26 protein-coding genes, 1 tRNA gene and 1 pseudogene are annotated in these 23,390 nt (G+C 38.0%); 19 read left to right on the forward strand and 9 right to left on the reverse strand.

What is annotated here, in order from left to right; genetic code table 11:
* Window positions 1–88: 88 nt before the first annotated feature.
* The 15 genes and pseudogenes from WMO75_RS09895 to WMO75_RS09965 all read left to right on the forward strand — a co-directional run bounded on the left by WMO75_RS09895 (window position 89) and on the right by WMO75_RS09965 (window position 13,493).
* Window positions 89–162 (forward strand) — tRNA-Arg (locus tag WMO75_RS09895).
* A gap of 326 nt (window positions 163–488) precedes the next feature.
* Window positions 489–1,454, forward strand: a pseudogene (locus tag WMO75_RS09900) (ParB/RepB/Spo0J family partition protein).
* Window positions 1,455–1,468: 14 nt separating this feature from the next.
* On the forward strand, window positions 1,469–2,254 hold the full coding sequence (locus tag WMO75_RS09905; RefSeq protein ID WP_227222140.1) for a ParA family protein: 786 nt from the start codon (window positions 1,469–1,471) through the stop codon (window positions 2,252–2,254).
* Window positions 2,244–3,155 (forward strand): ParB/RepB/Spo0J family partition protein, encoded by a 912-nt coding sequence (locus tag WMO75_RS09910; protein ID WP_349077971.1) that lies wholly within the window; start codon window positions 2,244–2,246, stop codon window positions 3,153–3,155. Before WMO75_RS09905 ends, WMO75_RS09910 begins: the two co-directional genes overlap by 11 nt.
* A 78-nt stretch (window positions 3,156–3,233) precedes the next feature.
* Window positions 3,234–4,232 (forward strand): DUF6017 domain-containing protein, encoded by a 999-nt coding sequence (locus WMO75_RS09915; RefSeq protein ID WP_227222142.1) that lies wholly within the window; start codon window positions 3,234–3,236, stop codon window positions 4,230–4,232.
* 9 nt (window positions 4,233–4,241) lie between these two features.
* A complete protein-coding gene (locus WMO75_RS09920; RefSeq protein ID WP_119240213.1) occupies window positions 4,242–4,538 on the forward strand; it encodes a hypothetical protein in 297 nt (98 codons plus the stop codon).
* Between the two features lie 7 nt (window positions 4,539–4,545).
* Window positions 4,546–4,950: a hypothetical protein gene (locus WMO75_RS09925; RefSeq protein WP_072522478.1), complete on the forward strand. Its 405-nt coding sequence runs from the start codon at window positions 4,546–4,548 to the stop codon at window positions 4,948–4,950.
* Window positions 4,951–5,085: 135 nt separating this feature from the next.
* Window positions 5,086–6,063: a choloylglycine hydrolase gene (gene bsh / locus WMO75_RS09930; protein WP_005347230.1), complete on the forward strand. Its 978-nt coding sequence runs from the start codon at window positions 5,086–5,088 to the stop codon at window positions 6,061–6,063.
* A 38-nt stretch (window positions 6,064–6,101) separates the two neighbouring features.
* Entirely contained in the window at window positions 6,102–6,782 is a 681-nt protein-coding gene (locus WMO75_RS09935) for a GTP pyrophosphokinase (protein ID WP_117525961.1), read from the forward strand.
* Between the two features lie 35 nt (window positions 6,783–6,817).
* Entirely contained in the window at window positions 6,818–8,377 is a 1,560-nt protein-coding gene (gene cls, locus WMO75_RS09940; RefSeq protein ID WP_118254530.1) for a cardiolipin synthase, read from the forward strand.
* Window positions 8,378–8,667: 290 nt separating this feature from the next.
* Window positions 8,668–10,101, forward strand: a complete 1,434-nt coding sequence (locus tag WMO75_RS09945) for a phospholipase D family protein (protein ID WP_349077972.1) — start codon at window positions 8,668–8,670, stop codon at window positions 10,099–10,101.
* A complete protein-coding gene (locus WMO75_RS09950) occupies window positions 10,080–10,790 on the forward strand; it encodes a response regulator transcription factor (protein WP_003693048.1) in 711 nt (236 codons plus the stop codon). Before WMO75_RS09945 ends, WMO75_RS09950 begins: the two co-directional genes overlap by 22 nt.
* Entirely contained in the window at window positions 10,790–11,833 is a 1,044-nt protein-coding gene (locus WMO75_RS09955; RefSeq protein ID WP_005347239.1) for a HAMP domain-containing sensor histidine kinase, read from the forward strand. The genes WMO75_RS09950 and WMO75_RS09955 overlap by 1 nt, the downstream gene beginning before the upstream one ends.
* A 33-nt stretch (window positions 11,834–11,866) precedes the next feature.
* Entirely contained in the window at window positions 11,867–12,931 is a 1,065-nt protein-coding gene (locus tag WMO75_RS09960; RefSeq protein ID WP_173771334.1) for an FUSC family protein, read from the forward strand.
* On the forward strand, window positions 12,921–13,493 hold the full coding sequence (locus tag WMO75_RS09965; RefSeq protein WP_055057096.1) for a CDP-alcohol phosphatidyltransferase family protein: 573 nt from the start codon (window positions 12,921–12,923) through the stop codon (window positions 13,491–13,493). Before WMO75_RS09960 ends, WMO75_RS09965 begins: the two co-directional genes overlap by 11 nt.
* Window positions 13,494–13,670: 177 nt before the next feature.
* Here the strand turns inward: WMO75_RS09965 and WMO75_RS09970 are convergent, their stop codons facing one another.
* A complete protein-coding gene (locus tag WMO75_RS09970) occupies window positions 13,671–13,823 on the reverse strand; it encodes a hypothetical protein (protein ID WP_005421564.1) in 153 nt (50 codons plus the stop codon).
* Between the two features lie 13 nt (window positions 13,824–13,836).
* Entirely contained in the window at window positions 13,837–14,544 is a 708-nt protein-coding gene (locus WMO75_RS09975; RefSeq protein ID WP_349077973.1) for a S24 family peptidase, read from the reverse strand.
* A 185-nt stretch (window positions 14,545–14,729) separates the two neighbouring features.
* Here WMO75_RS09975 and dinB point away from each other — a divergent pair, with 185 nt between their 5' ends.
* The 3 genes from dinB to WMO75_RS09990 all read left to right on the forward strand — a co-directional run bounded on the left by dinB (window position 14,730) and on the right by WMO75_RS09990 (window position 17,032).
* Window positions 14,730–15,980, forward strand: coding sequence for a DNA polymerase IV (gene dinB, locus WMO75_RS09980; RefSeq protein WP_303224050.1), 1,251 nt, complete (start codon window positions 14,730–14,732; stop codon window positions 15,978–15,980).
* Between the two features lie 5 nt (window positions 15,981–15,985).
* On the forward strand, window positions 15,986–16,231 hold the full coding sequence (locus WMO75_RS09985) for a hypothetical protein (protein ID WP_330386437.1): 246 nt from the start codon (window positions 15,986–15,988) through the stop codon (window positions 16,229–16,231).
* Window positions 16,232–16,468: 237 nt separating this feature from the next.
* Window positions 16,469–17,032 carry an ArpU family phage packaging/lysis transcriptional regulator gene (locus tag WMO75_RS09990; protein ID WP_118331542.1) on the forward strand — a complete coding sequence of 188 codons (564 nt, stop codon included), beginning with the start codon at window positions 16,469–16,471 and terminating at the stop codon, window positions 17,030–17,032.
* 74 nt (window positions 17,033–17,106) lie between these two features.
* On the opposite strand, the gene WMO75_RS09995 is transcribed toward WMO75_RS09990, so the two are convergent.
* Window positions 17,107–17,316 carry a DUF6219 family protein gene (locus tag WMO75_RS09995; RefSeq protein ID WP_005421572.1) on the reverse strand — a complete coding sequence of 70 codons (210 nt, stop codon included), beginning with the start codon at window positions 17,314–17,316 and terminating at the stop codon, window positions 17,107–17,109.
* 66 nt (window positions 17,317–17,382) lie between these two features.
* Window positions 17,383–17,985 carry a Type 1 glutamine amidotransferase-like domain-containing protein gene (locus WMO75_RS10000; RefSeq protein WP_349077975.1) on the reverse strand — a complete coding sequence of 201 codons (603 nt, stop codon included), beginning with the start codon at window positions 17,983–17,985 and terminating at the stop codon, window positions 17,383–17,385.
* Between the two features lie 313 nt (window positions 17,986–18,298).
* Between WMO75_RS10000 and WMO75_RS10005 the strand changes: the two genes are divergently transcribed.
* Window positions 18,299–18,535 carry a DUF6061 family protein gene (locus tag WMO75_RS10005; protein ID WP_002578301.1) on the forward strand — a complete coding sequence of 79 codons (237 nt, stop codon included), beginning with the start codon at window positions 18,299–18,301 and terminating at the stop codon, window positions 18,533–18,535.
* A 133-nt stretch (window positions 18,536–18,668) separates the two neighbouring features.
* Here WMO75_RS10005 and WMO75_RS10010 read toward each other — a convergent pair whose 3' ends face one another.
* The 5 genes from WMO75_RS10010 to WMO75_RS10030 form a co-directional block, all read right to left on the reverse strand.
* Window positions 18,669–19,988 (reverse strand): MATE family efflux transporter, encoded by a 1,320-nt coding sequence (locus tag WMO75_RS10010; protein WP_002595210.1) that lies wholly within the window; start codon window positions 19,986–19,988, stop codon window positions 18,669–18,671.
* Complete coding sequence (locus tag WMO75_RS10015; RefSeq protein ID WP_108817235.1) at window positions 19,978–20,436, reverse strand: MarR family transcriptional regulator; 459 nt, start codon at window positions 20,434–20,436, stop codon at window positions 19,978–19,980. The genes WMO75_RS10010 and WMO75_RS10015 overlap by 11 nt, the downstream gene beginning before the upstream one ends.
* 155 nt (window positions 20,437–20,591) lie before the next feature.
* Window positions 20,592–21,341 carry a DUF6040 family protein gene (locus tag WMO75_RS10020; protein WP_009243742.1) on the reverse strand — a complete coding sequence of 250 codons (750 nt, stop codon included), beginning with the start codon at window positions 21,339–21,341 and terminating at the stop codon, window positions 20,592–20,594.
* Window positions 21,280–23,001: a MobA/MobL family protein gene (locus WMO75_RS10025; protein WP_009243741.1), complete on the reverse strand. Its 1,722-nt coding sequence runs from the start codon at window positions 22,999–23,001 to the stop codon at window positions 21,280–21,282. The genes WMO75_RS10020 and WMO75_RS10025 overlap by 62 nt, the downstream gene beginning before the upstream one ends.
* The coding region (locus WMO75_RS10030; protein WP_435378294.1) for a hypothetical protein at window positions 22,977–23,390 on the reverse strand (414 nt) is incomplete at its 5' end. The genes WMO75_RS10030 and WMO75_RS10025, both read right to left, overlap by 25 nt.

Below are 23,390 nucleotides of genomic sequence, written 5' to 3' on the forward strand. Positions count from 1 at the left end.
TGACAACTCGAAAAAGAGTTGATAATCTTATATATGGCCGAAGGGAAAAATCCCAGAAACCCAGTAAAATCAAGGGTTTGCGGCATGTGTCGTCATAGCTCAGCTGGATAGAGCACTCGCCTCCTAAGCGAGGGGTCGGAGGTTCAAATCCTCTTGGCGACGGACTTCAAAGCGTTCGAAAATGTTAGCTGGATTAGCTGACAACGAACGCTTTTGTTATTTTCTAATCACGTTCGTGACATGAAATTCCATTCAAAATGATCAATTTCCAGCTAACGCAATCCGATTTTTGTTAGCTGACAGCTAATCAAAATTACCGGTTTGCAAACATGGGTTTTAGAAAGTCCAGCTAACATTTGGGTTCCGCTCCGTTGTCACCCCTTATTTGGGGATGTAAATCAGAGAAAAGGCGGGAAAAGAAACAATCTCTCCCAAACCTGCAAACATGAATTAGCTGAAACAGTATTCAATTCTATTAGCTACAGCTAATGGTCAAACAGCAATGTCTGTTTGGAACTTTACTATCTATAAAAGTTCCAGGCAGGCATTTTTTATTTCCTGAATCCTGGAGGAAAGGAGTCAAGATGACTGAACCAAACAGACAATCAGGAGAAAACGAAGAAAGAATCATAGAAATTGAGATTGAGCGTCTTCGTCCGTTCAAAGAGCACCCGTTTCAGGTAAAAGATGATAAGGAAATGTTTCTTTTGCAGGAAAGCATTGAGAAGTATGGAATTTTAAATCCGCTGATCGTCAGACCAGTACCGGATGGATACTATGAGATCATATCCGGTCACAGAAGAAAACATGCTGCGGAGAAACTGGGATACGGTAAAGTACCGGTAATCATCCGGGTATTAAGTGAAGATGATTCCATCTTGAGCATGGTAGATTCCAATCTTCACAGAGAACGGATCAGCTACAGTGAAAAAGCTTTTGCTTACAAACTGAAGAATGACGTATTAAAAAGAAAAAGTGGTCGAAAAAAGAGCCAAGTTGACCACAAAACACCAAGAAAGCGGGCAATAGAAATCATCAGTGAAGATTGTGGTGATAGTCCAAAACAAGTACAGCGTTATATCTCACTGACAAAACTGATACCGGAAATGCTGCAGAAGCTGGATGATGAGATTATTTCTTTTTGTCCGGCTGTAGAGATAGCTGCATTAAGTGAAAAGGAACAAAAGGAACTGCTTGTAGCAATGGAGTATGCACAGGCGATCCCATCACTCTCATAGGCCCAGAGGATCCGGCAACTGAGTAAAGAAAAACAGTTGTCACTGGAAAAGATGGAAGAGATCATGTGTGAAGTGAAAAAGGGTGAGATTACAAGAGTGGCATTCACAAACGAGCAGTTACACAAGTATTTTCCGAATTCCTATACACCGGCAATGATGAAACGGGAAATACTGGCACTGTTGAAATTATGGAAAAAAGAATCATGGGAAAGTTAAAGGAGGAAGAAATCATGTGTAAAGTTATATCTGTAATAAACCAGAAAGGCGGCGTTGGAAAGACCACCACAACCGTAAATGTAGGCATTGGACTGGCAAGAGAAGGTAAGAAAGTGTTGCTGATCGACGCGGATCCACAGGGAAGTTTAACAGCAAGTCTTGGATATGAGGAACCGGATGATCTTCGCATCACACTGGCAACGATCATGATGGATGTCATCAACGAAGAAGAAATCTCTCTGGAAGATGGTATCTTACATCACCAGGAAAATGTAGATCTTCTCCCGGCAAATATTGAGCTTTCCGCACTGGAAGTAACGATGGGAAATGTTATGAGCAGAGAAATGATCATGAAAGAATATATCGATGCGATAAGATGCCGATACGATTATATCCTGATCGATTGTATGCCGAGCCTTGGTATGATGACAATCAATGCACTGGTCTCTTCTGATTCTGTTCTGATACCTGTGCAGGCCGCATATCTGCCTGTTAAAGGACTTCAGCAGCTGATCAAGACCATTCTTACAGTAAAGAAAAGACTGAACCGGAAACTGGCGATAGAGGGCATTCTGTTGACTATGGTAGATTTCAGAACCAATTACGCAAGGGACATTGCATCGAGAGTACATACAACATACGGAAGCCAGATAGAAGTATTTGAAAATGTGATTCCGATGTCCGTAAAAGCAGCTGAGACCAGTGCAGAGGGAAAAAGTATCTACATGCACTGTCCGAAAGGAAAAGTTGCTGAGGCATATATGAAATTGACACAGGAGGTTTTGAATAATGAAAAATAGAAGTGGCGAAAAGATTAAACTGGCTAGTATTGATGAATTGCTTGGTGTGGTAAATGAAGAATCTGCAATGGCGATAGAGATCAGTAAGATCCATCCATTTAAAAATCATCCGTTCAAGGTGCTGGATGATGAAAAGATGCAGGACTTGGTAGAAAGCGTAAAGATCAATGGAGTACTGACACCGGTACTGCTTCGCATGGATGAAAATGAAGAATATGAAATGGTATCCGGTCACAGAAGAATGCATGCAGCGCAGCTGGCAGGACTGACGACAATTCCGGTAATCGTAAGAGAATTATCAGATGATGATGCTATTGTGGCTATGGTGGACGCTAACATTCAGCGAGAGGAACTGTTGCCGAGTGAGAAAGCTTTTGCATATAAAATGAAACTAGCAGCTATGAAAAGACAAGCAGGAAGACCAAAAAATAATTCTGGCCAAAATGACCAGAATTTAATAGGAACAGTATCTAGGGATGTATTAGCAGAGCAAGTCGGAGAAAGTTCTAAACAGATTCAGCGTTACATTCGCCTGACAGAATTGATTCCGGAACTTCTTGATCTGGTAGATAACAAGAAGCTTCAGTTCACGGTTGCTGTCGATATCTCCTACATTGATAAGGAAGTACAGGAATGGATCTACGAATATATCAGCGACACTGGATTTATCAAGCCCAAACAGATTACAGCACTTAGAAATCAACTGAATGATGGGCCAATTAACCAGATTCAGATGTTATCAATTTTCAATAACTGTGTGATGGCAAAGAAAGTATCCCGGTCTCTCACTTTCTCAGAAAAGAAACTGACAAAGTATTTTCCGGATGATTATACAGCCAAAGATATGGAGCAGGTGATTGAATCATTATTAGAAAAATGGATGCAGGAACAGTCCTGTTAAGGATAGAAAAAGTTAAGAAAACAAAGTCAAAGAAGTTTAAAAAGAGGACTTCTTAGCAGAAAACGAAAGGAGGCAGTTATGGAGAAAAAAATGACATTTAATTATTTTTACGGTACCGAAGCTGATCAGTTCAGCTTCTACCGCATACCAAAAGCATTATTTACAGACAGTTACTTTAAAGACTTATCAAGCGATGCTAAAATTTTATATGGACTGATGTTGGATCGAATGTCTCTTTCCATCAAAAATCAGTGGTTTGACGACAAAAACAGAGCATATATCTACTTTTCCATCGAAGATATTATGGAATTACTGAACTGTGGCAGAAATAAAGCCATCAAATCCATGAGAGAACTGGATGACGAAACAGGAATTGGTCTGATTGAGAAACGCAGGCAGGGATTTGGAAAGGTGAACGTTATCTACGTGAAAACCTTTATGCCTGAGAAAACAGATGAGAAAAAATTTGGAGAGGGATTAGAGAAGTTTAAAAAACAAACTTCTGTGGAAAATGAAGAGCCTGCAGAAGTTTACAATTTAAACTTCATGAAGTCCCAAAATCAAACTTCTAGAAGTCCCGAAAACAAACTTCAAGAAGTTTACATTTCAAACCCTAATAATACTAATCTTAGTGATACTGAAATGAATGATAATAAATCTAATCCTATCATATCTGTGGATGAGAAAAGATTTGATAGCGATAATCGCTCTGAGGATTATCAGGCTTATGAAAACCTTGTCAAAGAGACTATTGATTATGAATCACTGGAAGTAACCCATCATGACGATATGCGACAGGTAGATGAAATCGTGAACCTGATCGTAGAGACTGTGATGTGTAAAAATGACAAAATATTGATTGCCAGCAACTGGTATCCGGCATCACTGGTGAAGAAAAAATTTCTGATGCTGACCTATTCACATATCGAGTATGTCTTACACTGTATGCGTGGTAACACCACCAAAGTGAAGAACATCAAGAAATATTTATTAGCAGCCCTGTTTAATGCACCGTCAACGATGAACGGGTATTATCAGGCAGAGGTGAACCATGATATGCCAGGACTGGTAAGATAGGAGGTGCACATGTTTATTTTAAAACTTGCTGGGAAGATATTATTACTGCCGGTATGGCTGATCCTTTTTGTGATCGGCCTGGCAGTGAAGATGACAGTACAGACTTATGCGGTTGTCAGAGGAATCCTTGGATTTATATTCACTTTGTTGATTATAGCAACTGCATACTGTTACCATGACTGGGTACAGGTTGCATTCCTGTTTGCGCTGAGTGTTATTCTGTATCTGATCCTGTTTGCAGGAGTGTTCGTAGATACTGTACTGGACATGACAAGAGAATGTATTATTGATTTTATTATATCGTGAGGAGGATATGAAAATGAGCGAAAACAATGATTATATTCAGCTACCACCACTTAAAAAAGACACACCAGCCGATGTGGTAGCATTTATGTGGGAATACATGAAAGTACCGGAGGATTCAAGAGAAAAAGTTAAGAATCTGCTTAAAGATGCAAATGAAAATGGAGTAAAAATAAGTCATCAGGCACCAACACTGTATGATGTTGTTCCGAAAGAAGAAATTGCTGAATTTGAAGAGCTTATGCGCCAAACCATAGCTGACATTGTATCAGAAGCCAGTAGCGTTGCCTGTTGGGTGTATGTGCAGAAATATGTGAAGCACAAAACCCTAAACGAAATGCTGCAAGAATTGCCAGACGTAGGTCAATTCATCCTAGCTATGGATACCTGGTTTGAAAAACTGATGGAGAAATAATCTAGGAAAATAGTTTAAAGTTTACATGTTATGATCATGTATGAAGTTGGAACAAAATAAAAGAATTGTGCTATAATATTGTTCAAGAAAAAAACTCATTGACATATTTTAATCTATTTAGGAGGATAAACGATCATGTGTACAGCAGCAACTTATAAAACAAAAGATTTTTACTTTGGACGAACCCTCGATTATGAATTCTCTTATGGTGATCAGATAGTAATTACACCACGTAATTATGCGTTTAATTTTCGCCATGTTGGCGATATGAAAAATCATTATGCAATTATTGGAATGGCTCATGTTGCAGAAGATTATCCTTTGTATTATGATGCTATGAATGAAAAAGGAGTGGCAATGGCAGGACTGAATTTTGTCGGAAATGCTGTTTATGCCGCGATTAAGCCAGATGTGGAAAATATTGCACAGTTTGAATTTATTCCGTGGATTTTAAGTCAGTGTTCTTCTTTAGTTGAAGTTCGCGAGCTTCTTGAACGAATTAATATTGTTAATACTCCTTTCAGCGAGCAATTACCATTAGCACAATTACACTGGATCATTTCTGATGAGAATGAGTCAATTACGGTAGAATCTATGTCAGATGGTTTGCATATTTATGACAATCCAGTAGGAGTGCTTACGAATAATCCGCCATTTCCACAGCAGATGTTTCAACTAAATAATTATATGTATTTATCTCCTAAACAGCCCAGAAATACTTTCTGCGAAAATTTGGCTCTTGATGCATATAGTAGAGGTATGGGAGGATTAGGTCTTCCGGGAGATCTCTCATCTTCCTCTCGCTTTGTACGTGTAGCTTTTACAAAGGTAAATGCAATTTCAGGTGAATCAGAGGAAGAAAGCGTTAGCCAATTCTTCCACATTCTCGGATCTGTGGATCAGCAACGAGGATGTTGCGAAGTAGCGGATGGAAAATATGAAATCACATTGTATACGTCGTGTTGTAATGTTACAAAAGGTATTTATTATTACAATACTTATGAAAACCATCAGATCAGTGCAGTAGATATGCATGTAGAAAATCTGGATAGTGATAAAATGATTTGTTATCCAGTAATTCAAGGAGAACGAATCAACTATCAAAATAAATAATGTTTTGAAATCAGGGATGAGGTAGAAAGGAAAGTTTCATGACAAAAGATGAAGTAAAAAAACTCAGGATGGCTAGTCCGGAATCACTACAGTTTTTAAATAATGCTACAAAATTTTATAATTTAATGATGATGTATCGTTGTGCTATTCGGGAGATACAAACTAAACTTGAGGTTTTGGATGATGAATTTTCAGTTGAGAACAATCGAAATCCTATTTCTTTTATAAAAACAAGAATTAAGCAGCCCAATAGTATTTACGATAAACTGCAGAAGATGGGATATGAATTTACAACAGAAAATATACAGACATATCTCAATGATGTAGCAGGCGTTCGAATAGTTTGTGCGTTTATTGACGATATTTATATGATATCAGATTTGATTACCCAACAGGATGATATTAAAGTTATTGAAATAAAAGATTATATAAAAAATCCAAAATCGAATGGTTATCGAAGCTATCATATGATTGTTGAAATACCAGTATTTTTTGCTAAGGGTAAAACACCTATGCGTGTAGAATTACAGATTCGAACCAATGGTATGGATTTCTGGGCAACATTGGAACATCAACTTCGCTATAAAAAAGGAATTGAAGAAATGCCTGGCTATGATGAGATAAGTGAAGAATTACTTCATTCTGCAAGAGCTATCATTGAAGCAGATAATGAAATGCAGAGAATAAAAGACAAAATTGGTATGTTCCACGAAATTTAGGGAGAAAACTGAGCAAATAGGAAGGTGGAATATATATGAAACAAGATACTTTAGAGGGCAAAGCAAAAACAAAAAATGGAGTAAAACGGCTGTGTTTTTCCATAATCTGCATTCTTCTAGAAGTGATTTTTATTATTACTATCGTAACACGCTTGAATGAATATGCAGAAATCATAAATTTATTTACAAGGATTTTGAGTGGGATCTTGGTTTTGGGATTGTACGCATCAAATAAGACATCCTCTATGAAAATGCCTTGGGTCATCTTAATTCTAATTTTCCCAATTATGGGTGTAGGCCTGTATTTGTTGATTGGTTTGAATGGTGGCACACATAAAATGCGTGAGCGATATGCAGAAATTGATAGCAAATTGTTACCAATGCTTCCGGACAGTCAGGAGTGTTTGAGCAAAATAAAAGAAACAATTCCGAAAGCAGGAAATATAGCAAGTTACATACAAAGAAATTCGCAGTATCCAATCTATCAGAATACGGATATTGTGTATTTTGATGAAGCAGTGAAAGGATTAGAGGCACAGCTTAAGGATTTGGAGAAAGCACAGAAGTTTATCTTTATGGAATATCATGCGATAGAAGACGCTGAAGCATGGCATAAGATTCAAGATGTTCTGGAAGAGCGAGTAAAAGCAGGTGTGGAAGTTAGAGTATTCTACGATGATATGGGTTCTATAGGCTTTATTAACACAGATTTTGTGAAAAAGATGGAGGCAATAGGAATTCATTGCCGTGTATTCAATCCGTTTATGCCAGGTTTAAATCTGTTTTTGAACAATCGTGATCATAGAAAAATAACAGTTATTGATGGAAAAGTCGGATTTACAGGTGGATATAATCTAGCAAACGAATATTTTAATTACACACACCCGTATGGACAGTGGAAAGATACAGGTATTCGTTTAGAAGGAGATGCTGTTCAGTCGCTTACGGTGACATTTTTGGAAATGTGGAATGCAGTAAGTGATAAGGCTGCTAATGATTCTGATTTTAGTAAATACCTTTTCCACTATGATTATGCGGCACAGCAAACTGGGTTTGTTCAACCTTATGCAGACAGCCCTATGGATAATGAGCAAGTAGGAGAAGAAGTTTATATCAGTATGATAAATAAAGCTGAAAAATATTGTTGGTTTATGACTCCATATCTAATCATAACAGATGAAATGACGCATGCGTTATGTCTGGCTGCTAAGCGAGGGGTAGACGTAAGAATTATCACACCTGGTATCCCTGATAAAAAATTCATTTATAATATAACTCGTTCTTTTTATCATGGATTAGTTAAACATGGTGTTCGTGTTTATGAGTGGACTCCTGGTTTCTGTCATGCAAAAATGAGTGTGGCAGATGACTGTATGGCAACTTGTGGAACAATTAATCTGGATTATCGAAGTTTATATCACCATTTTGAAAACGGCTGTTTTATGGCAGATTGTCAGGCAGTTGTGGAAATAAAAAATGATCTGATAAGAACGATGGGAGAATGTCGTGATGTGACAGACCAATATCAAACCGGACGAAGTGCATATTTGCGACTGGGACAATTATTTATGAGATTATTTGCTGGATTGCTATAAGAATCTGATGAAACGACCTTTCAAAAAACAGTTGATTTAGAAGTTAACTGTTTTTGAAAGGCCGTTTTTGCTATATCTAACAGTCTGTTGTACAAAGAAGATTTTGCATGGATAGTGATTAATACAACGGAGTAAGAAAAGCTCCTTCATATATTAGAATAAAAATATGACTGTTTCTTTAAAAAGAAGCCTGTCATATTTTTTTATGAAAAATAAATTTTGTTGAGGTTAAATTGAGATTGACTTTGTATTGTATAAGTATGAAATAAAAAGGAATCAGGTGATGTACAATGAAAAAGCATAAAATATGTAAAATTCTTCTTGTTATACTGGCAATTTTTTTATGTGTGGCTTTTTATGAATTGCTCGGAATCTGCGTTGCATATAAAAAGCAGCCGGAAGTGTCCAATATAACCAAAAAAGAAACAAAAAATGGGTCATGGAACGAATGCAGTGAAAATACAGAACGGGCAGTAATCATAGAAAAGAATCCAGAAGCGCTTTTACAAAGAGTGCGTTTGATCAAGAATGCAAAAAAGGAAATTATTCTTTCTACTTTTGCATTTCAATCCGATGAAAGTGGAAAATTGATTTTAGGAGCACTGCATGATGCGGCAGACAGAGGTGTACATATTCGTCTGTTAGTAGATGGAATGGAGAGCTGGATTGATATGGAAGGAAATCCGTATTTCTATGGATTATCTTCTCATGAGAATGTTGAAATTAAACTATATAATAAGGCCAATCCGTTGAAACCATGGAAGATGATGGGTAGAATGCATGATAAATATTTGATTGCAGATGGAAAGAGATATATTCTTGGGGGAAGAAATACATACAATTATTTCCTGGGTGATTTTCCGGGACATAAGAACTATGACAGAGACGTGTTAGTGGTTTGCGATGAACCTGAGAAAGAAAATTCAGTTAACCAGTTGTTAGAGTATTTTGAAACGATATGGGAACAAGAAGACAGTGGTTATTTTCATGACAATAAAAAACTGGCAAATAGAAAATCTGTAAAGAACGCAGTTTTAGAGCTGCAGAACGGCTATCAGAAATATTTTGAAGAGAATAAGGAAAGAATCTGCGATACCGATTACACGGACGAAACTTTTGAGACAGAAAAGATTGCATTAGTGTCAAATCCTATTCACACAGGTTCCAAAGAACCAGTAGTGTGGTATCAGTTGGGAGAATTGATGAAAAATGCAAAAAATCGTGTGAAGATCCACACGCCATATATTATCTGTAATGATATGATGTATAATACATGGGAGGAGATTGCAGAGAACGTTTCAGATTTTTCTATCATGACAAATTCAGTTGCGAATAATGGGAATCCATTTGGGGCTGCCGATTATGCGAAAAACAGAAATAGAATCTTAAGTACAGGAATTAATATCTGGGAATATGAAGGCGGTTATTCATACCACGGAAAAAGTATTCTCATTGACGATGATCTGTCTGTAATCGGTTCCTTTAATATGGACATGAGAAGTGCATATCTGGATACGGAACTGATGCTTGTAATTCGCAGTAAAGATATTAATAAACAGTTGGAAGAAGGCATGATGGAATATGAAAAAGTGTCCCGCCAGATATTAGAAGGCGGAACTTATAATGATCCATATCATGTAGAGCCAATCGAATTAACAAAGAAACGTCAGAGAAAAATATTTTTGGTACAGCATCTGCTTGGATGGGCAAGGTATCTGTTTTAATAAGGAGGAAGGAAAACGTGTTTCAAATATTGATTGTAGAAGATGATAAAGAATTAAGCCAGCTATTCCAAAAAGTGCTTGAGAAGAATGGATATCAAGTCAAAAGTGCATCGGATGGAGCACAGGCATTAGAAGTATTGGATAAGGAATATATTGATCTGATCATTTCTGATATTATGATGCCGGTTATGGATGGTTATGAACTGGTGTCGGAACTCCGTTCAGCAGGATATCAGATACCGGTACTTATGATCACTGCGAAAGGTTCCTTTGATGATATGCGCCAGGGATTTCTTTCGGGAAGTGACGATTATATGGTAAAACCGGTAAATGTGAATGAAATGGTTTTAAGAGTCGGAGCACTGCTTCGCCGTGCACAGATACTGAATGAACACAAAATTGTGATCGGTTCAACAGAGTTTGATTATGATGCAATGACGGTTACAACTGATAAGGAAAGTCTTGTTTTGCCTAAAAAAGAATTCCTGCTTTTATATAAGCTTGCAGCTTCGCCAGGCAGAACATTTACAAAACAACAGTTGATGGATGAAGTATGGGGATACGAGACGGAGGCAGACCCACATACGATAGAGGTACATATAGGAAGGATCAGGGAGCGTTTTAAAGATAACCCTGATTTTGAAATCGTAACAATGCGTGGAATTGGATACAAGGTGGTGAAAAAATAATGGAACAAAAGAAAGAAAAAGGATTGCGGATCCGATCCTGTCTGACTGGTGCAATCTGGTTGGCACTCGTATTTTCAACAGTCATATCTGCGTTATTATTTGCTTTTTTGAATCATTTTTTTAATCTGCCGGGCAGCATACCTGTGCTTGGCTGGCTTTTGATTTTCAATACATTGATTGCAGGGCTGATCACTTCCTTTATTAATGCAAAGTTACTGGAACCAATTACCAGACTTAGTAAAGCAATGAAGGAAGTTTCTCAGGGAGATTTTGAACAGCATTTGGAAACGAACAGCCGTATAGCAGAAGTTGGAGAATCTTATCAAAGTTTTAACGTTATGACAAAAGAACTTCGTGCAACAGAGGTGCTGCAGATGGATTTTGTATCTAATGTTTCTCATGAGTTTAAGACCCCGATTAATGCCATTGAAGGATATACAATGCTGCTTCAGGGAGAAGAACTGTCTCCGGATCAAGAGGAATATGTAGAAAAAATCTTATTTAACACCCAAAGACTTTCCGGATTGGTTGGTAATATTTTGCTGTTATCCAAGTTAGAGAATCAGAATATACCAATGAAAAAAACAGAATATCGTCTGGATGAACAGATCCGCCAGGCATTTCTTTCATTGGAAACAAAATGGACAGAAAAAGAAATTGGTTTTCAGGTAGAATTGGAGGAAGTTAAATATACTGGGAATGAAGGACTTTTTATGCATATCTGGATAAATCTTTTGGATAATGCGATTAAATTCAGCCCTTCAAAGGGGACAATTACGATGTTTCTGAAACAAGAACAGGATTCTGTTAAGTTCATTCTGGAAGATGAAGGACCAGGAATAGAGGATGATGTAAAATCCAGAATATTTGACAAGTTCTATCAGGTAGATGGATCTCATAAAGCAGAAGGAAATGGCCTAGGTCTTGCACTTGTAAAACGGATTGTAGATAGTGCCGGAGGAACAATCAAAGCAGAAAACCGTGAATATGGTGGATGCAGATTTGTTATAGAGCTGCCAAAGCAGAAAGATGAGATTATATAGTTTTAAGATAAATTAGAAGATGGGAGGATTTATATGACATTTTATCAGGAGTTGCAGTTAAATCAGGCAGGTTCTAAAAAACTGTTGAAAAAGAGTGAAACACTAAAAGAAAAATTATATCATATGTGGGTATATCTGGTGAAGATAGCTGTTACAATGGCATTTTGTTTTTTCTTTGTTAGTATTTTCAGCATCCTATTTGGAAATGAGAACAGCATTGTAGGTGTAGTAGTCTTATTATGTCTCATGGTGTTTAGAAATGCGGATCTGGGGATCCACACCGGACAATCTACGATGCTTTTGGCTTTGTTCTTTGTAATTATGACTGTATGTCCGCATTTAGCAAATCAGTTTTCACCGGTATTGGGAATGCTGTTAAATATTGCGGCACTGGCTGTGTTGATTCTGTTCGGATGCCATAATCCATTCATGTTTAATCAATCTACATTGGTTCTTGGGTATCTGCTGCTATATGGTTATGATGTTACGGGAAAAAGCTATCAGATGCGATTAGTCGGAATGGCTTTAGGTGCAGCACTTACCTGCTTCGTATTTTATCGAAATCATAAAAACAGAACTTATAAAAGAAATCTGAAAGATCTGATACAAGAATTTGATATCACTTCTTCCAGAACAAAATGGCAGATATGTCAGATTTTATGCGTACCGATTGTCCTTTGCATTGCAGAACTTTGTAATATGCCACGTGCAATGTGGGCTGGTATTGCGGCCATGTCCGCGATTTTGCCGTTTATGGAAGATATGCGCTACAGAGTCCGTAAAAGGATTGTCGGAAATATTGCAGGTGTTATATGTTTTACAGTATTATATTTTCTGCTTCCTTCGTCAATCTATGCATATATAGGAATTCTTGGTGGAATCGGTGTAGGATTTTCAGCACAATATGGCTGGCAGGCAGTATTTAACACATTTGGTGCTTTAGCCATTGCTGCAGAGACTTATGGACTACAAGGAGCGGTTAGTCTTAGAGTGATTCAAAATGTTTTTGGTGTTGTGTTTGCTTTAGCATTTTGTGTTATATTTTATTGGTTTATGTCTAAAAAAAAGGAAAGTGAGATGACCGTACATGCAGAGTGAAGTGAATCAGGAAGAAAATTTGAATAGAATTATTACGGTTCCTAATCTTCTTTCTTTTTTTCGGCTTTGTCTGATTCCGGTAATTATATGGAGTTATTGTGTAAAGAAAAATCCTCTGTTAGCTGGTGAAATCTTATTGCTGTCTGGTCTTACGGATCTTGCTGATGGATATATCGCAAGAAGATTCCATAGGATTAGTAATTTAGGAAAAATACTTGATCCGGTGGCTGATAAGCTGACACAGGCAGCGATGTTAATCTGTCTGTTTACTCGTTTTCCGCATGTGCTTCTTTTAATCGTAATAATGGCAGGTAAGGAGCTGTATATGGTAGTCAGTGGATGTCTTGTGATACGAAAGACAGGAAAAGTACATGGTGCAGACTGGCATGGAAAGATAGTAACCTTTTTATTATATGGAACTGCAGCGGTGCATATTATATGGTTCCACATTACACCGATGGTATCAGATCTGTTGATTGGTTTGTGCGCTATAATGATGGTCATATCGGTCGCTCTGTATATTATCCAGAATACCAGGACTCTTAAGGAAGAGACTGTATAAGCAATTTTATATTGCAATGACTAGAAAAATATTTAGGAGAAGATAGATATAAACAGTAAGTCAAACACACAAACTATGGAGTCTTTAGTCGGTTTAATAAAATTTTAGATAGAAAATAAATCATTATAAAAAGATCCTGTTCATACTATGATATATAGAACAGGATCTTTATTTACTTTATTTCGCCAGGAAATTGCTCTGAATCTCCATCGGCATATGATAAGCCTGGCCTCGTTTTGTCAGGCTGTATAATTTAAAGCTCATTAGTTCCGGAGTCGCATTCAATGAACTGCAGAGTCCGAAATAATCCAGGTCCTCGTTCTGAACCATTAGCCTTTTAAAATTAGCCAACTACTTTTCCAAAGGTTTTTAATGTGGATCCAGAAGTGACTTGGATAGGGGCATATTTTTTATTTAGAGAAATAAGCTGAATACCGGAATCGGATTGATGGTATTTCTTTACATAAGCATCACCATCAAGGAAGAAGACACCGATTTCTCCTTCTTCAAGTGTTTCTTGTTTATGAATCCAGATGATCTGTCCATCCAGATAGAGAGGCTCCATGCTGTCACCACATACCCGGACACCGAAGTCAGCACTGGAAGATACTTCATCACCAACTTCAATTTCAGAGAAACGGTCGGAATCAAGGAATTGTCCTGTTCCAGCTGAAACTGGGAGATCATACAGACTGAGAGTTCTTCGTGGAAATTGGTAAATGATTGGTTCTTCTCGAACGTATTCCCCACTTTTCATTAATAGGTTCATGTAGTCAAGAACTTTGGCTTGTCCTTCGTCATTTAATTTGGAGAAAAGTTTCTCATCCGTTCCAATCTGGAATGTTCTGTTTATATCGGAAATCTCAAGAATCTCACAGAGGGCAAAAAACTGTAAAACATTTGGCAGGTTTACATTTTTTTCCCATTTACTGATAGAATGTGCTCTTACATCTAATCCTCTTTCACACAGAAGAGCTGCCAGTTGTGGTTGAGACAGTCTGCGTTCTTTTCTTTTATTAGCGATAATGGATCCAAAATCTTTCTTTATCATCATACACCTCCATATGCAGGTATTTATTCCCTATATATACTATAACCCATAACAGATAAAAAATCAACAATAATAGCGTTAAAATCTATAAAAACGACATATCTGCTACTTTACAAAGATTTAAAAGCGATATATAATGACTATATAGAAAAAGAACACACGTTCTAAAAAGGAAAGGTGAAAATGTGGAAAGAGCGATATTGCACAGTGATGCCAACTGTTTTTATGCTAGTGTGGAAATGCTTTATCATCCAGAATATGCTGGTAAGCCATTAGCTGTAGGAGGAGATCCTGAAGCGAGGCATGGAATTGTATTGACGGCGAATTATATTGCGAAGAGAAGCGGGGTTAAGACGGGCATGGCATTGTGGCAGGCAAAACAGGTATGCCCAGATCTGATATTTGTACCACCCAGAATGGATTTGTACTTGAAGTTTTCATTTATGCTCCGTGAAATCTATTCAGAGTATACGAATCAGATTGAACCATATGGCTGCGACGAAGCGTGGCTTGATGTTACTGGAAGTTCTTCACTGAAAGGTAACGGAAGAATGATTGCGGAAGAGATAAGCAGACGAGTAAAAAAAGAATTGGGAATTACTGTAAGCATTGGAATCTCATGGAATAAAATTTTTGCTAAGCTAGGAAGCGATTATAAGAAACCGGATGCAATAACCGAATTTAATAAAGCGAATTATCAGGATTTGATTTGGAAACTCCCAGTGTCAGATCTTCTATATGTGGGAAGATCAACGAATAGAACTTTACAGAAATATGGTATTCGCACAATCGGAGAACTGGCAAGAACAGATCCAAGTTTTCTGGAATGGCAGCTTGGGAAAATGGGACTTGTCATTTATTCATTTGCGAATGGCTGGGATGATTCGCCAGTTTCAGCAGAAGGATATCAGGCACCGATAAAGTCTATTGGCAACAGTACAACGGCACCCAGAGATCTGGAAAATGATCAGGATGTACAGATTATTCTGATGGCATTGGCAGAAAGTGTCGCAGCCAGACTGCGGAAACATGGTTTTAAATGTAATGTAGTGTCAATTTCGATTCGTGATAATGGATTATTTCATTTCTCCAGGCAGAGAAAGCTGCAGGAGCCGACAGACATTACAGATGAGATAATGAGTGCAGCATACCAGCTTTTTAGAGAGAATTATCATTGGCCTTGCCCGATCAGAAGTCTTGGAATCCGTGCAGATGATCTGGTTATGGGACAGGTTCCGGTGCAGTTAGATTTATTTATGAATGAGCAGCGCCGGGAAAAACAGGAGAAGTTAGACAGGGCAGTAGATGATATCAGGCGACGGTTTGGATATCACAGTGTCCAGAGAGCATTTATGCATCAGGATAAAATATTATCCAGCCTGGATGCACAGGGATCCCACACCGTTCATCCAGTTGGATATTTCAATGGGAGGTAAGTGCTTTGAATGATAACAAAGTTTATGTAGAAGTCATTGTAAAATTCAGCACAGAAGGCGCAATGATGCCAATAGAATTTATTTGGGAAGATGGAACTAAATATTTAATTGATAAAGTAAAATCGAAAGAACGTTGTGCCAGCCGGAAAGCGGGTGGTACAGGAATTATGTATACTGTAATGGTAGATGGTAAGGAATGCCATTTATATTATGAATTTGATAAGTGGTTTATGGAGCGCAAGAGTGCGTAAAGATTTAGGAAAGAAAACGGGATCTGCAGAAGAGCTGACCTTTCCCTTTTGCTCTTTTCAGATTGACATATAAGGGCATTACATCTATGTCCATGAAACAATATACCCACTATATTGTCCATGCAGATGTGGCTCTGCTCAAGAATAATTCTTATTGAGCTTCCGTCAAAATCACAGGGATGGGAGTGTAGAACGTCAGAGAGAGACGATTCAATACGAAAAAAGGAGATTTTGATAATGACAGAGAGAGATTATGCGATTAGATCGTTTAAAGAAATTACGCTAAATGCAGCACGACATACAGAAGAGAGAATGGATCTGTACTATGAAAAGATGAAAGCACTGATGAACAATTATCAGGATTTGATTTTGGAAAATCAGATGGTTCTGGATGAATTAGAGCAGGAGTGTCAGGAAAAGATCAATGAGAATATGGCCTATGCTCTTCAGTATATGGATGCTTACGATTACCGCATGAATTTAGGAAAACTGAAAAAAGAAGTAAATAATATCATTCTAATCTATGGACTTTGTGATATGGTCAATCGGGCAATGACATTGGTAAAATATTTCACCCCGAATGTTGGAAGCGAATATTATGATGTGCTTTATGGCTGCTTCTGCAGGCACAGAAAAATGACGGACATGGAAATTATGCTTGAACTGGGGATGAGCCGGGCAAGTTTTTATCGGAAGAAAAAAGCAGCTCTTCGGTATATGGGATATTATTTTTTTGAAATCGTAGTGCCACAGTCTGCAAACAAACGATATAAGCCATCTTTTCCAGAAACGGAAGAGTAGATTTGAAAGAGCCTGATGGAATCTCCCCTTTCCATCAGGCTTATATATAATGGAATACTCCCCTATTCCTCTTATTATTCTGCAGATTCTTCAGCTGCAGCTTCTTTCTTTTTTCTGGATTTGCCAGAAATCATTTTATGACCTGAGTAAATGGCCATAGCCATGCAGATCAGTGAACTGAATGCAAAATATTTATGTGCTGATTTCATATCCTTATAGCCGGTGTAGCAAGTTCCGATCATGGAAACCAGCGCACCGATGGACCAGTATTTATGTGATTTCATTTGAACCTCCTGAGCTTTTTTATATCATACATCTTTTTAAGAAATATGCAAACTGGAATTTTCAAATTAGTCTTTGCAAATAACCTTTGAACCTTCACCGTCAATTACAATTCCCTGACGGTTGTTAATTGGGCATAGATTCAAATCCGAAAACTCAGTCATTATTTTCTTGGTAACTTTCTTAAATGGTGATGTAAGATAATGCGGAAGAACATAGAAATCAATCAAATCAAGCCCTGCATCATCTTCTTGTGAGTAGTCCTCCGGCTTTTTATCCATTTGCTGGATATATTGGATGCTTGGAGCGCATATAATTGCGCCTGCCGACTCGCCGATCATCAATTTTCCATTTGCCAATTCCTTTTTCAGCAGCCCATCAGTTCCCGTTTTACGGAGCCGGTCTATAAGAAAAAAAGAATTTCCGCCGGTAAAATATATCACATCTACATCTTCAAAAACAGACTGTATCGTTGAATAAGCCTCCGTTGAAATATCAATTTCAGTTACGATTGCTCCCAACTTTTTGAATAATTTTCGAGCTGAGCCGACATAACCGGTGTAGCCTTCACGCAGCGAAGCTGTTGGAATAAATGCGACTTTCTTATTTTCAATTTCTTCCTTTATCAGACTTCCTACACTTGAAAAATGCGAACATAAAAATAGTTTCATCAATATTCTCCTTTATAAATTCCGATTGAGATTTCACCTGTTTTAAGAAATTTAATAACTGTTATATTTTATTATTAAATTCTTCGCACCCCCTTGAAAACACTGGATTTGTCGCAGGTGAGCTTTCCCTTATTATTTCCCTTGTGTTATATCGTCCCATCAGTGTTTATGCACTCTGATAAGGGCAAATACAAGGGCAAGAAAAATCTATAAGACAGTATAACACAAAATAAAAGTGACATGGTGAACTGATTGAAATGCTTCTTAATTTTTGCTACTACTGATTGATTAAATGATAAGGAGATGGGATACGATGAGAACAATATTTGCAGAATACAATCCACAGTGCAACAGCATTGATGTATATACTAATACGGGCTATATACTCCGTATTGATTGTTGGGAAGCAGAAAAAAATTTAAGAACCACACCTGGATCTGATTGTGCTTTGACATCGCTTGCAATCGATGAGCCATTAGAATATGCAAGGTTATATCTTGATGGGAATTTACAGATGTGGGTAGATGCTGAAGATTCATTAGAGTTATGATTATTCCAATCAAAATCTACTAGAATTTATTAAAAATTAGCTTCATAATTTTAAAAGGACAGCCCTATTGCTATGAGGCTGTCCTTAAAAATACAATAGATAAACCTAGATTATTCTTGCTACTATCTGATTGTTAAATTTTCTGTATTCCATATTGCAAATCTCCCTTTTCGCAATATTTTATTAGTATGAATGCCAGAATCGCTGAAAAAACACGTGCCAATACCGTACTCCACCATATCATAATCTGTCCACCAAATAAAGGTGGTAAAACAAGCATAAATATCAGCATCAATACTGGTTCAATGAATGTAAGAATGTATGACAATCCACTTTTTTCAGTAGCATAAAATCCAGCTGTCGCTATTCTGGTAATCGCAACAAATGGTAATGACACTAAAAATATAGGTACAATTTTAGAAATCTCAATACTTACTTCATAAGAAGCTCCGAAAACCCCTCCAATATTTGCTCTGTTTACATACATGATAATTCCACCACAAACAGCAAGAATTATTGCAAAAATGTATGCCATTCTCTGAACTCCTCTCAGGCTTTCTTGATCCTTCTCACCATAAAAACGGCTCATTAAAGGTTGACTTCCATCACCTACGCCCTGCAATATGAGATATATGATACAGATAATATAGGATACACATGCATAAGTTGCAATAGCTTTTTCTCCCCCATAAGAAGCGGAGAATCGGTTTATAAACACCAATGAAATATTAGGAGTCAATGCTAGCCCAAATGGTGCAAGACCTACTCTGAATATAGCGCCACACATTTCTTTTACATTTTTTAAGGATACATACACATAAAACTTTTTATTATATAATGCGTATATGATTGCAATTGCTGCAGTCACACCCTGTCCGGCTATTGTAGCTGTGGCTGCACCTTTCATGCCCATTTCATATATCCATACAAAGATAAAATCCAGAACAATATTGGTTATGAATCCACCAACCATCGCAAACATTGACCAGAAAGAGTTTCCATAATTTCTAATGAATGGCATCATTCCAGTTCCAAGAATCTGCAATATTGCTCCAAGTGCTATAATTTTGATATAATCTGTCGCATTTGTTAATATAATTCCATCTGCTCCAAGCAATCCTAAAATTTTAGACGAAAAGGAGTAAATAATTATGGTACTGATAACACTTACTATTACAAGAAGCCACCAGCTTGTAGCAATAAATTCTTCTGCCCGTTTTCCTTTCTTTTCTGCTGCATTAATTGAGTAATAAACAGCTCCTCCCATACCAATTCCTGTTCCAAGAGCCTGAATCAAAGCCTCAATCGGATATGCAATATTAATAGCCGAAAGTCCAGCATCTCCTATGGTATTGCCTACAAAATATCCATCCACTATCGCATATATTCCTGATAATGCAAATGCTATAATAGATGGAATAACATATTTAAAAAATAATGATTTATGATTCATTTTTCTTACAATCTCCTTCCTTGAAAAGTCTGATAAACAGCTCTGTATTATCATTAAGACTTTCTATATTCTCTAATCCCATTTTTTCGATTACATATATTTCTTTTGAGTGCAGTTTTTCTATGATATCTTTCGTATATTCCATTCCTGATTCTGTGAGGCATATCAGCTTATTTCTCTTGTCTGAATCATCAGATACCATATTGATGTATCCTTTTTTCTGAAAATCTTTTAGTATCGTATTTACCGTTTGCTTAGGTATATTCCATTTTTCACTTATCATTTTCTGCGTGCATCTTCCATTACTTTCATAAAATGAATACAAAGCAAAAACTCCATTTGAAGACAGTCCCTGATCCTTTGACCATTCCTCATACATTGCTGTACATTCTTTCCATAAAGCATAATATCGTTGCAACTGTATTATCATATTATTATCTTTTCTCATCTTTTTTCTCCTTAAATTAGTACGAATCCGGACTTTTATAGTATAGTCCGAGTTCGTACTAATTGTCAAGATTTATTTATATACTTTTTCTTTATATAAACAATCAATAGTCCCTTACTAAGGACAGGAAGATTATGAAATTTCCCTATCCTCTTTTAATAATATCCTCGTTCTTCCATCCAGTCTTTCACATAACATCTGATTCCAATATAAATAATATGCGACAGTAATAGCAATACAATAAGATTTATCGGATTAGCGTTTTTAATCCATTCTCCAAAGTAAATTACAACAGCTGTACTCGTTATCGCTACCACGATACTGATGATATCCCAACAATATTTCCGGTAGATTTTTCCTACCTGATAACCAATCCCGATTATCAGCCACCCGGTTATTACGAATAAAATTGCCATGACAGTACCGGCAATCAGCCAGTACACAATCCCGGAAAGAATACTGTTAGGTATTCCACTGCTTAACTGTCCGAAAGAGTCTGCACCTGTCACAAACTCCCGAAATAAACTTCCCATTCCTTTTCCTAACGCACCGAAAAAGACGATACAGTCGTTAAGGAAAACCGGCGAAAGAATCGCAGTAAACAGTGTTGTTGTTATGCTGTACCATGCCAGTAGAAACAAGATACTTTCATAACCAATCGTCATATTTTTATATTTCTTTTCTAACTGGCTTTTACGGCTATCGCATTTTTCTTTTGCTTTCCGGTAAGCAGTACGGTCACATTTTTCACATTTCTCATAAGGCACTTTTTTCTCAACAGCTACCTCTACCGTCTTTTGGTGTGTCTGTGCATAAAGTTTTTCCTGCTCTGCTTTTTCATACTTAAATTTCCATGCCACGGCTTCTGCGTCGGCTCTTTTCCTGCTGTCTGTCTCGCTGGTCAATCGTTCCTCTGTTTGCCTTAATCTTGTCCGCAATGCTTCGATATTCTCGGCTCTGTTTTCGCTGTTCAATTTCTCGTTCAAGGTCAGCGATTCGCTTAGCTGCCTGTTTAGTTCCTGGATTGTCTGGTCTTTCTGATCCAGTTCGTCCTGCATCTGTTCGGTCATCAGCAGAAGTTCTTCCACCTGCCCGACGTTCTCTAAGTTTCTGCATTCGCTCATCGATCTCCCTCGCTTTCTCTATCTGCTGTTTAAGGTCAGCAATTCGCTGTTCTGTTTCTGCAATAAGCTGTTCTCGTTGTTCAGCTTCTGCGTTAATTCCTGCCATTGCTGATTCTCGTTTTCCAACTGTTCGATTCTGGTTTTCTGTTGCTCGATCTGTGAGAGCAGTTCTTCTGTATCTGGCAAAAGATTTAGCAGCCTGGATAATTCGCTGTTTAAGCTTTTTAAACTCTGGTTCTGCTCCTGAAAAGACAGGAGCTGCCTGTCCCGTTCCTGCAATTCCTGTACCATCTCTGCCATAAGATTCTGCTGTTCCTCGATCTGGTTTATCATTGTCTCCATCATGGGAATGACTTCCCGGCTTTCTTCTAATGTCACGCAATCGCTCCTTCCATTGTGTTAATGCACTGGATACTTTTCCAAAAGAAATCTGTATTTTATCCAGCAGTGCATTTTGTCTTTTTATGATCTGGTTTTCCTCTACTTTCCATGAAGTAGAGGATGTCTGTCCGTTTTGAAATTTCTCGTCAATTTTTCTGGCATCTGCGCCCTCATGGATCGTCGGTATCTCTAATTTTCCCTGCCTTGCATAAGAACGATGGTCAATGTGATTTTCCGTTTTCAAATGTGCATTACAGACGTTTGCCCATTCGCTCCGCCATAGCTCACAATTTTTCGGATTGTTCCACCCGGTAGCATCGGTTAATACACGTTTCCACTGTTTGCGGTTCCTTGTCCCGACTTTCTGGACTCCATTTTCATCAAGTACGGGGATTCGGATTCCATGACGGTCAGGGTTCTTTTTATCCTGCCACCAGTCCGGATGGGATTCATCCACCACAATATTTCCATTTTCATCTCTGACAAACTCCCAATCCTTGATTTCTTTGTTCCCCCATGAGTGGTCTGGATTGAATGGTCGCATCGTCACAAGTAAATGCACATGGGGATTTCCATCTCCTTTATCGTGGATACTCCAGTCCGCACACATTCCCTTATCTACAAAGGTCTTTTGAATATATTCAGTTGTATAATCAATCTGTTCCTGTCGGCTCCATTCTTTCGGAAGCGAAAATTCAAATGACCTGCCGAGTTGTGCATCCGAGGTCTTCTCAATCTTCAAAACTTCATTCCATAAACGCTGTTTCTGAAAAGTAAGTTTAAATTTTCCCAGTGCAGCATCTTTGTTATCTGCTCTTTTATATCGGGCAGATTTCTGAAACCGTCTGATATTTTCAGCAGGTACGTTCAGCCATTCCTGTGGTGCATTTTCACACATCAACAGGCTGGTATAAACGACTTCTTTTTTGGCAGTGTAGTAGCTGATCCTGCCTGTTTCTTCATTTTTCATCACATCACCATTGAGATACGCAGATGCTGATATGATGGATTTCCCTTTGCTGCGTCCAACAATCTTTACTGTATAATGAAAAATCGCCATGCTCCGTTTCCCCCTTTCTGCCGTATCCGGCTTTGATTTCCGGCAGGTAACGTTTTCCCAAAAAGAAAATGGTATCTGCCGGAACGCCCTCTGCGTAAGAGTGCCCTGTGCATAACAGCCTGCATGGAATGCGCCCCTCTGGCGAAGAGTGCCTCCTGCGGCATGAGCAGGTCTGGCTGAAAGCCCCGCCGACGGAACGAGCCCGGCAAGCATAAGCGCAGACCGGTTGCCACCTGTGGCAAACTTATACGGACGACCTCTGGTTGTCCATAAGTGCGCCCTTCATGAAAAAGCAATGAAGGGAATGGAAAATCCACTCCCTCCGGCATTACACTTCCTCCGTATTCGCAACTGGCTCTTTCTGCATTGCCTTTGAGAAGAATTTCCCA

The sequence above is a fragment of the Blautia intestinihominis genome (genome assembly GCF_040096655.1).
GTDB classification, from domain to species: domain Bacteria; phylum Bacillota; class Clostridia; order Lachnospirales; family Lachnospiraceae; genus Blautia_A; species Blautia_A intestinihominis.

What these genes read in the sequence shown, in the direction of transcription:
- WMO75_RS09905 (WP_227222140.1), top strand. Translation starts at nt 1,469, where the DNA reads ATGTGTAAAGTTATATCTGTAATAAACCAGAAAGGCGGCGTTGGAAAG.
- WMO75_RS09910 (WP_349077971.1), top strand. Translation starts at nt 2,244, where the DNA reads ATGAAAAATAGAAGTGGCGAAAAGATTAAACTGGCTAGTATTGATGAA.
- WMO75_RS09915 (WP_227222142.1), top strand. Translation starts at nt 3,234, where the DNA reads ATGGAGAAAAAAATGACATTTAATTATTTTTACGGTACCGAAGCTGAT.
- WMO75_RS09920 (WP_119240213.1), top strand. Translation starts at nt 4,242, where the DNA reads ATGTTTATTTTAAAACTTGCTGGGAAGATATTATTACTGCCGGTATGG.
- WMO75_RS09925 (WP_072522478.1), top strand. Translation starts at nt 4,546, where the DNA reads ATGAAAATGAGCGAAAACAATGATTATATTCAGCTACCACCACTTAAA.
- bsh (WP_005347230.1), top strand. Translation starts at nt 5,086, where the DNA reads ATGTGTACAGCAGCAACTTATAAAACAAAAGATTTTTACTTTGGACGA.
- WMO75_RS09935 (WP_117525961.1), top strand. Translation starts at nt 6,102, where the DNA reads ATGACAAAAGATGAAGTAAAAAAACTCAGGATGGCTAGTCCGGAATCA.
- cls (WP_118254530.1), top strand. Translation starts at nt 6,818, where the DNA reads ATGAAACAAGATACTTTAGAGGGCAAAGCAAAAACAAAAAATGGAGTA.
- WMO75_RS09945 (WP_349077972.1), top strand. Translation starts at nt 8,668, where the DNA reads ATGAAAAAGCATAAAATATGTAAAATTCTTCTTGTTATACTGGCAATT.
- WMO75_RS09950 (WP_003693048.1), top strand. Translation starts at nt 10,080, where the DNA reads ATGGGCAAGGTATCTGTTTTAATAAGGAGGAAGGAAAACGTGTTTCAA.
- WMO75_RS09955 (WP_005347239.1), top strand. Translation starts at nt 10,790, where the DNA reads ATGGAACAAAAGAAAGAAAAAGGATTGCGGATCCGATCCTGTCTGACT.
- WMO75_RS09960 (WP_173771334.1), top strand. Translation starts at nt 11,867, where the DNA reads ATGACATTTTATCAGGAGTTGCAGTTAAATCAGGCAGGTTCTAAAAAA.
- WMO75_RS09965 (WP_055057096.1), top strand. Translation starts at nt 12,921, where the DNA reads ATGCAGAGTGAAGTGAATCAGGAAGAAAATTTGAATAGAATTATTACG.
- WMO75_RS09970 (WP_005421564.1), bottom strand. Translation starts at nt 13,823, where the DNA reads ATGGTTCAGAACGAGGACCTGGATTATTTCGGACTCTGCAGTTCATTG.
- WMO75_RS09975 (WP_349077973.1), bottom strand. Translation starts at nt 14,544, where the DNA reads ATGATAAAGAAAGATTTTGGATCCATTATCGCTAATAAAAGAAAAGAA.
- WMO75_RS09990 (WP_118331542.1), top strand. Translation starts at nt 16,469, where the DNA reads ATGACAGAGAGAGATTATGCGATTAGATCGTTTAAAGAAATTACGCTA.
- WMO75_RS09995 (WP_005421572.1), bottom strand. Translation starts at nt 17,316, where the DNA reads ATGAAATCACATAAATACTGGTCCATCGGTGCGCTGGTTTCCATGATC.
- WMO75_RS10000 (WP_349077975.1), bottom strand. Translation starts at nt 17,985, where the DNA reads ATGAAACTATTTTTATGTTCGCATTTTTCAAGTGTAGGAAGTCTGATA.
- WMO75_RS10005 (WP_002578301.1), top strand. Translation starts at nt 18,299, where the DNA reads ATGAGAACAATATTTGCAGAATACAATCCACAGTGCAACAGCATTGAT.
- WMO75_RS10010 (WP_002595210.1), bottom strand. Translation starts at nt 19,988, where the DNA reads ATGAATCATAAATCATTATTTTTTAAATATGTTATTCCATCTATTATA.
- WMO75_RS10015 (WP_108817235.1), bottom strand. Translation starts at nt 20,436, where the DNA reads ATGAGAAAAGATAATAATATGATAATACAGTTGCAACGATATTATGCT.
- WMO75_RS10025 (WP_009243741.1), bottom strand. Translation starts at nt 23,001, where the DNA reads ATGGCGATTTTTCATTATACAGTAAAGATTGTTGGACGCAGCAAAGGG.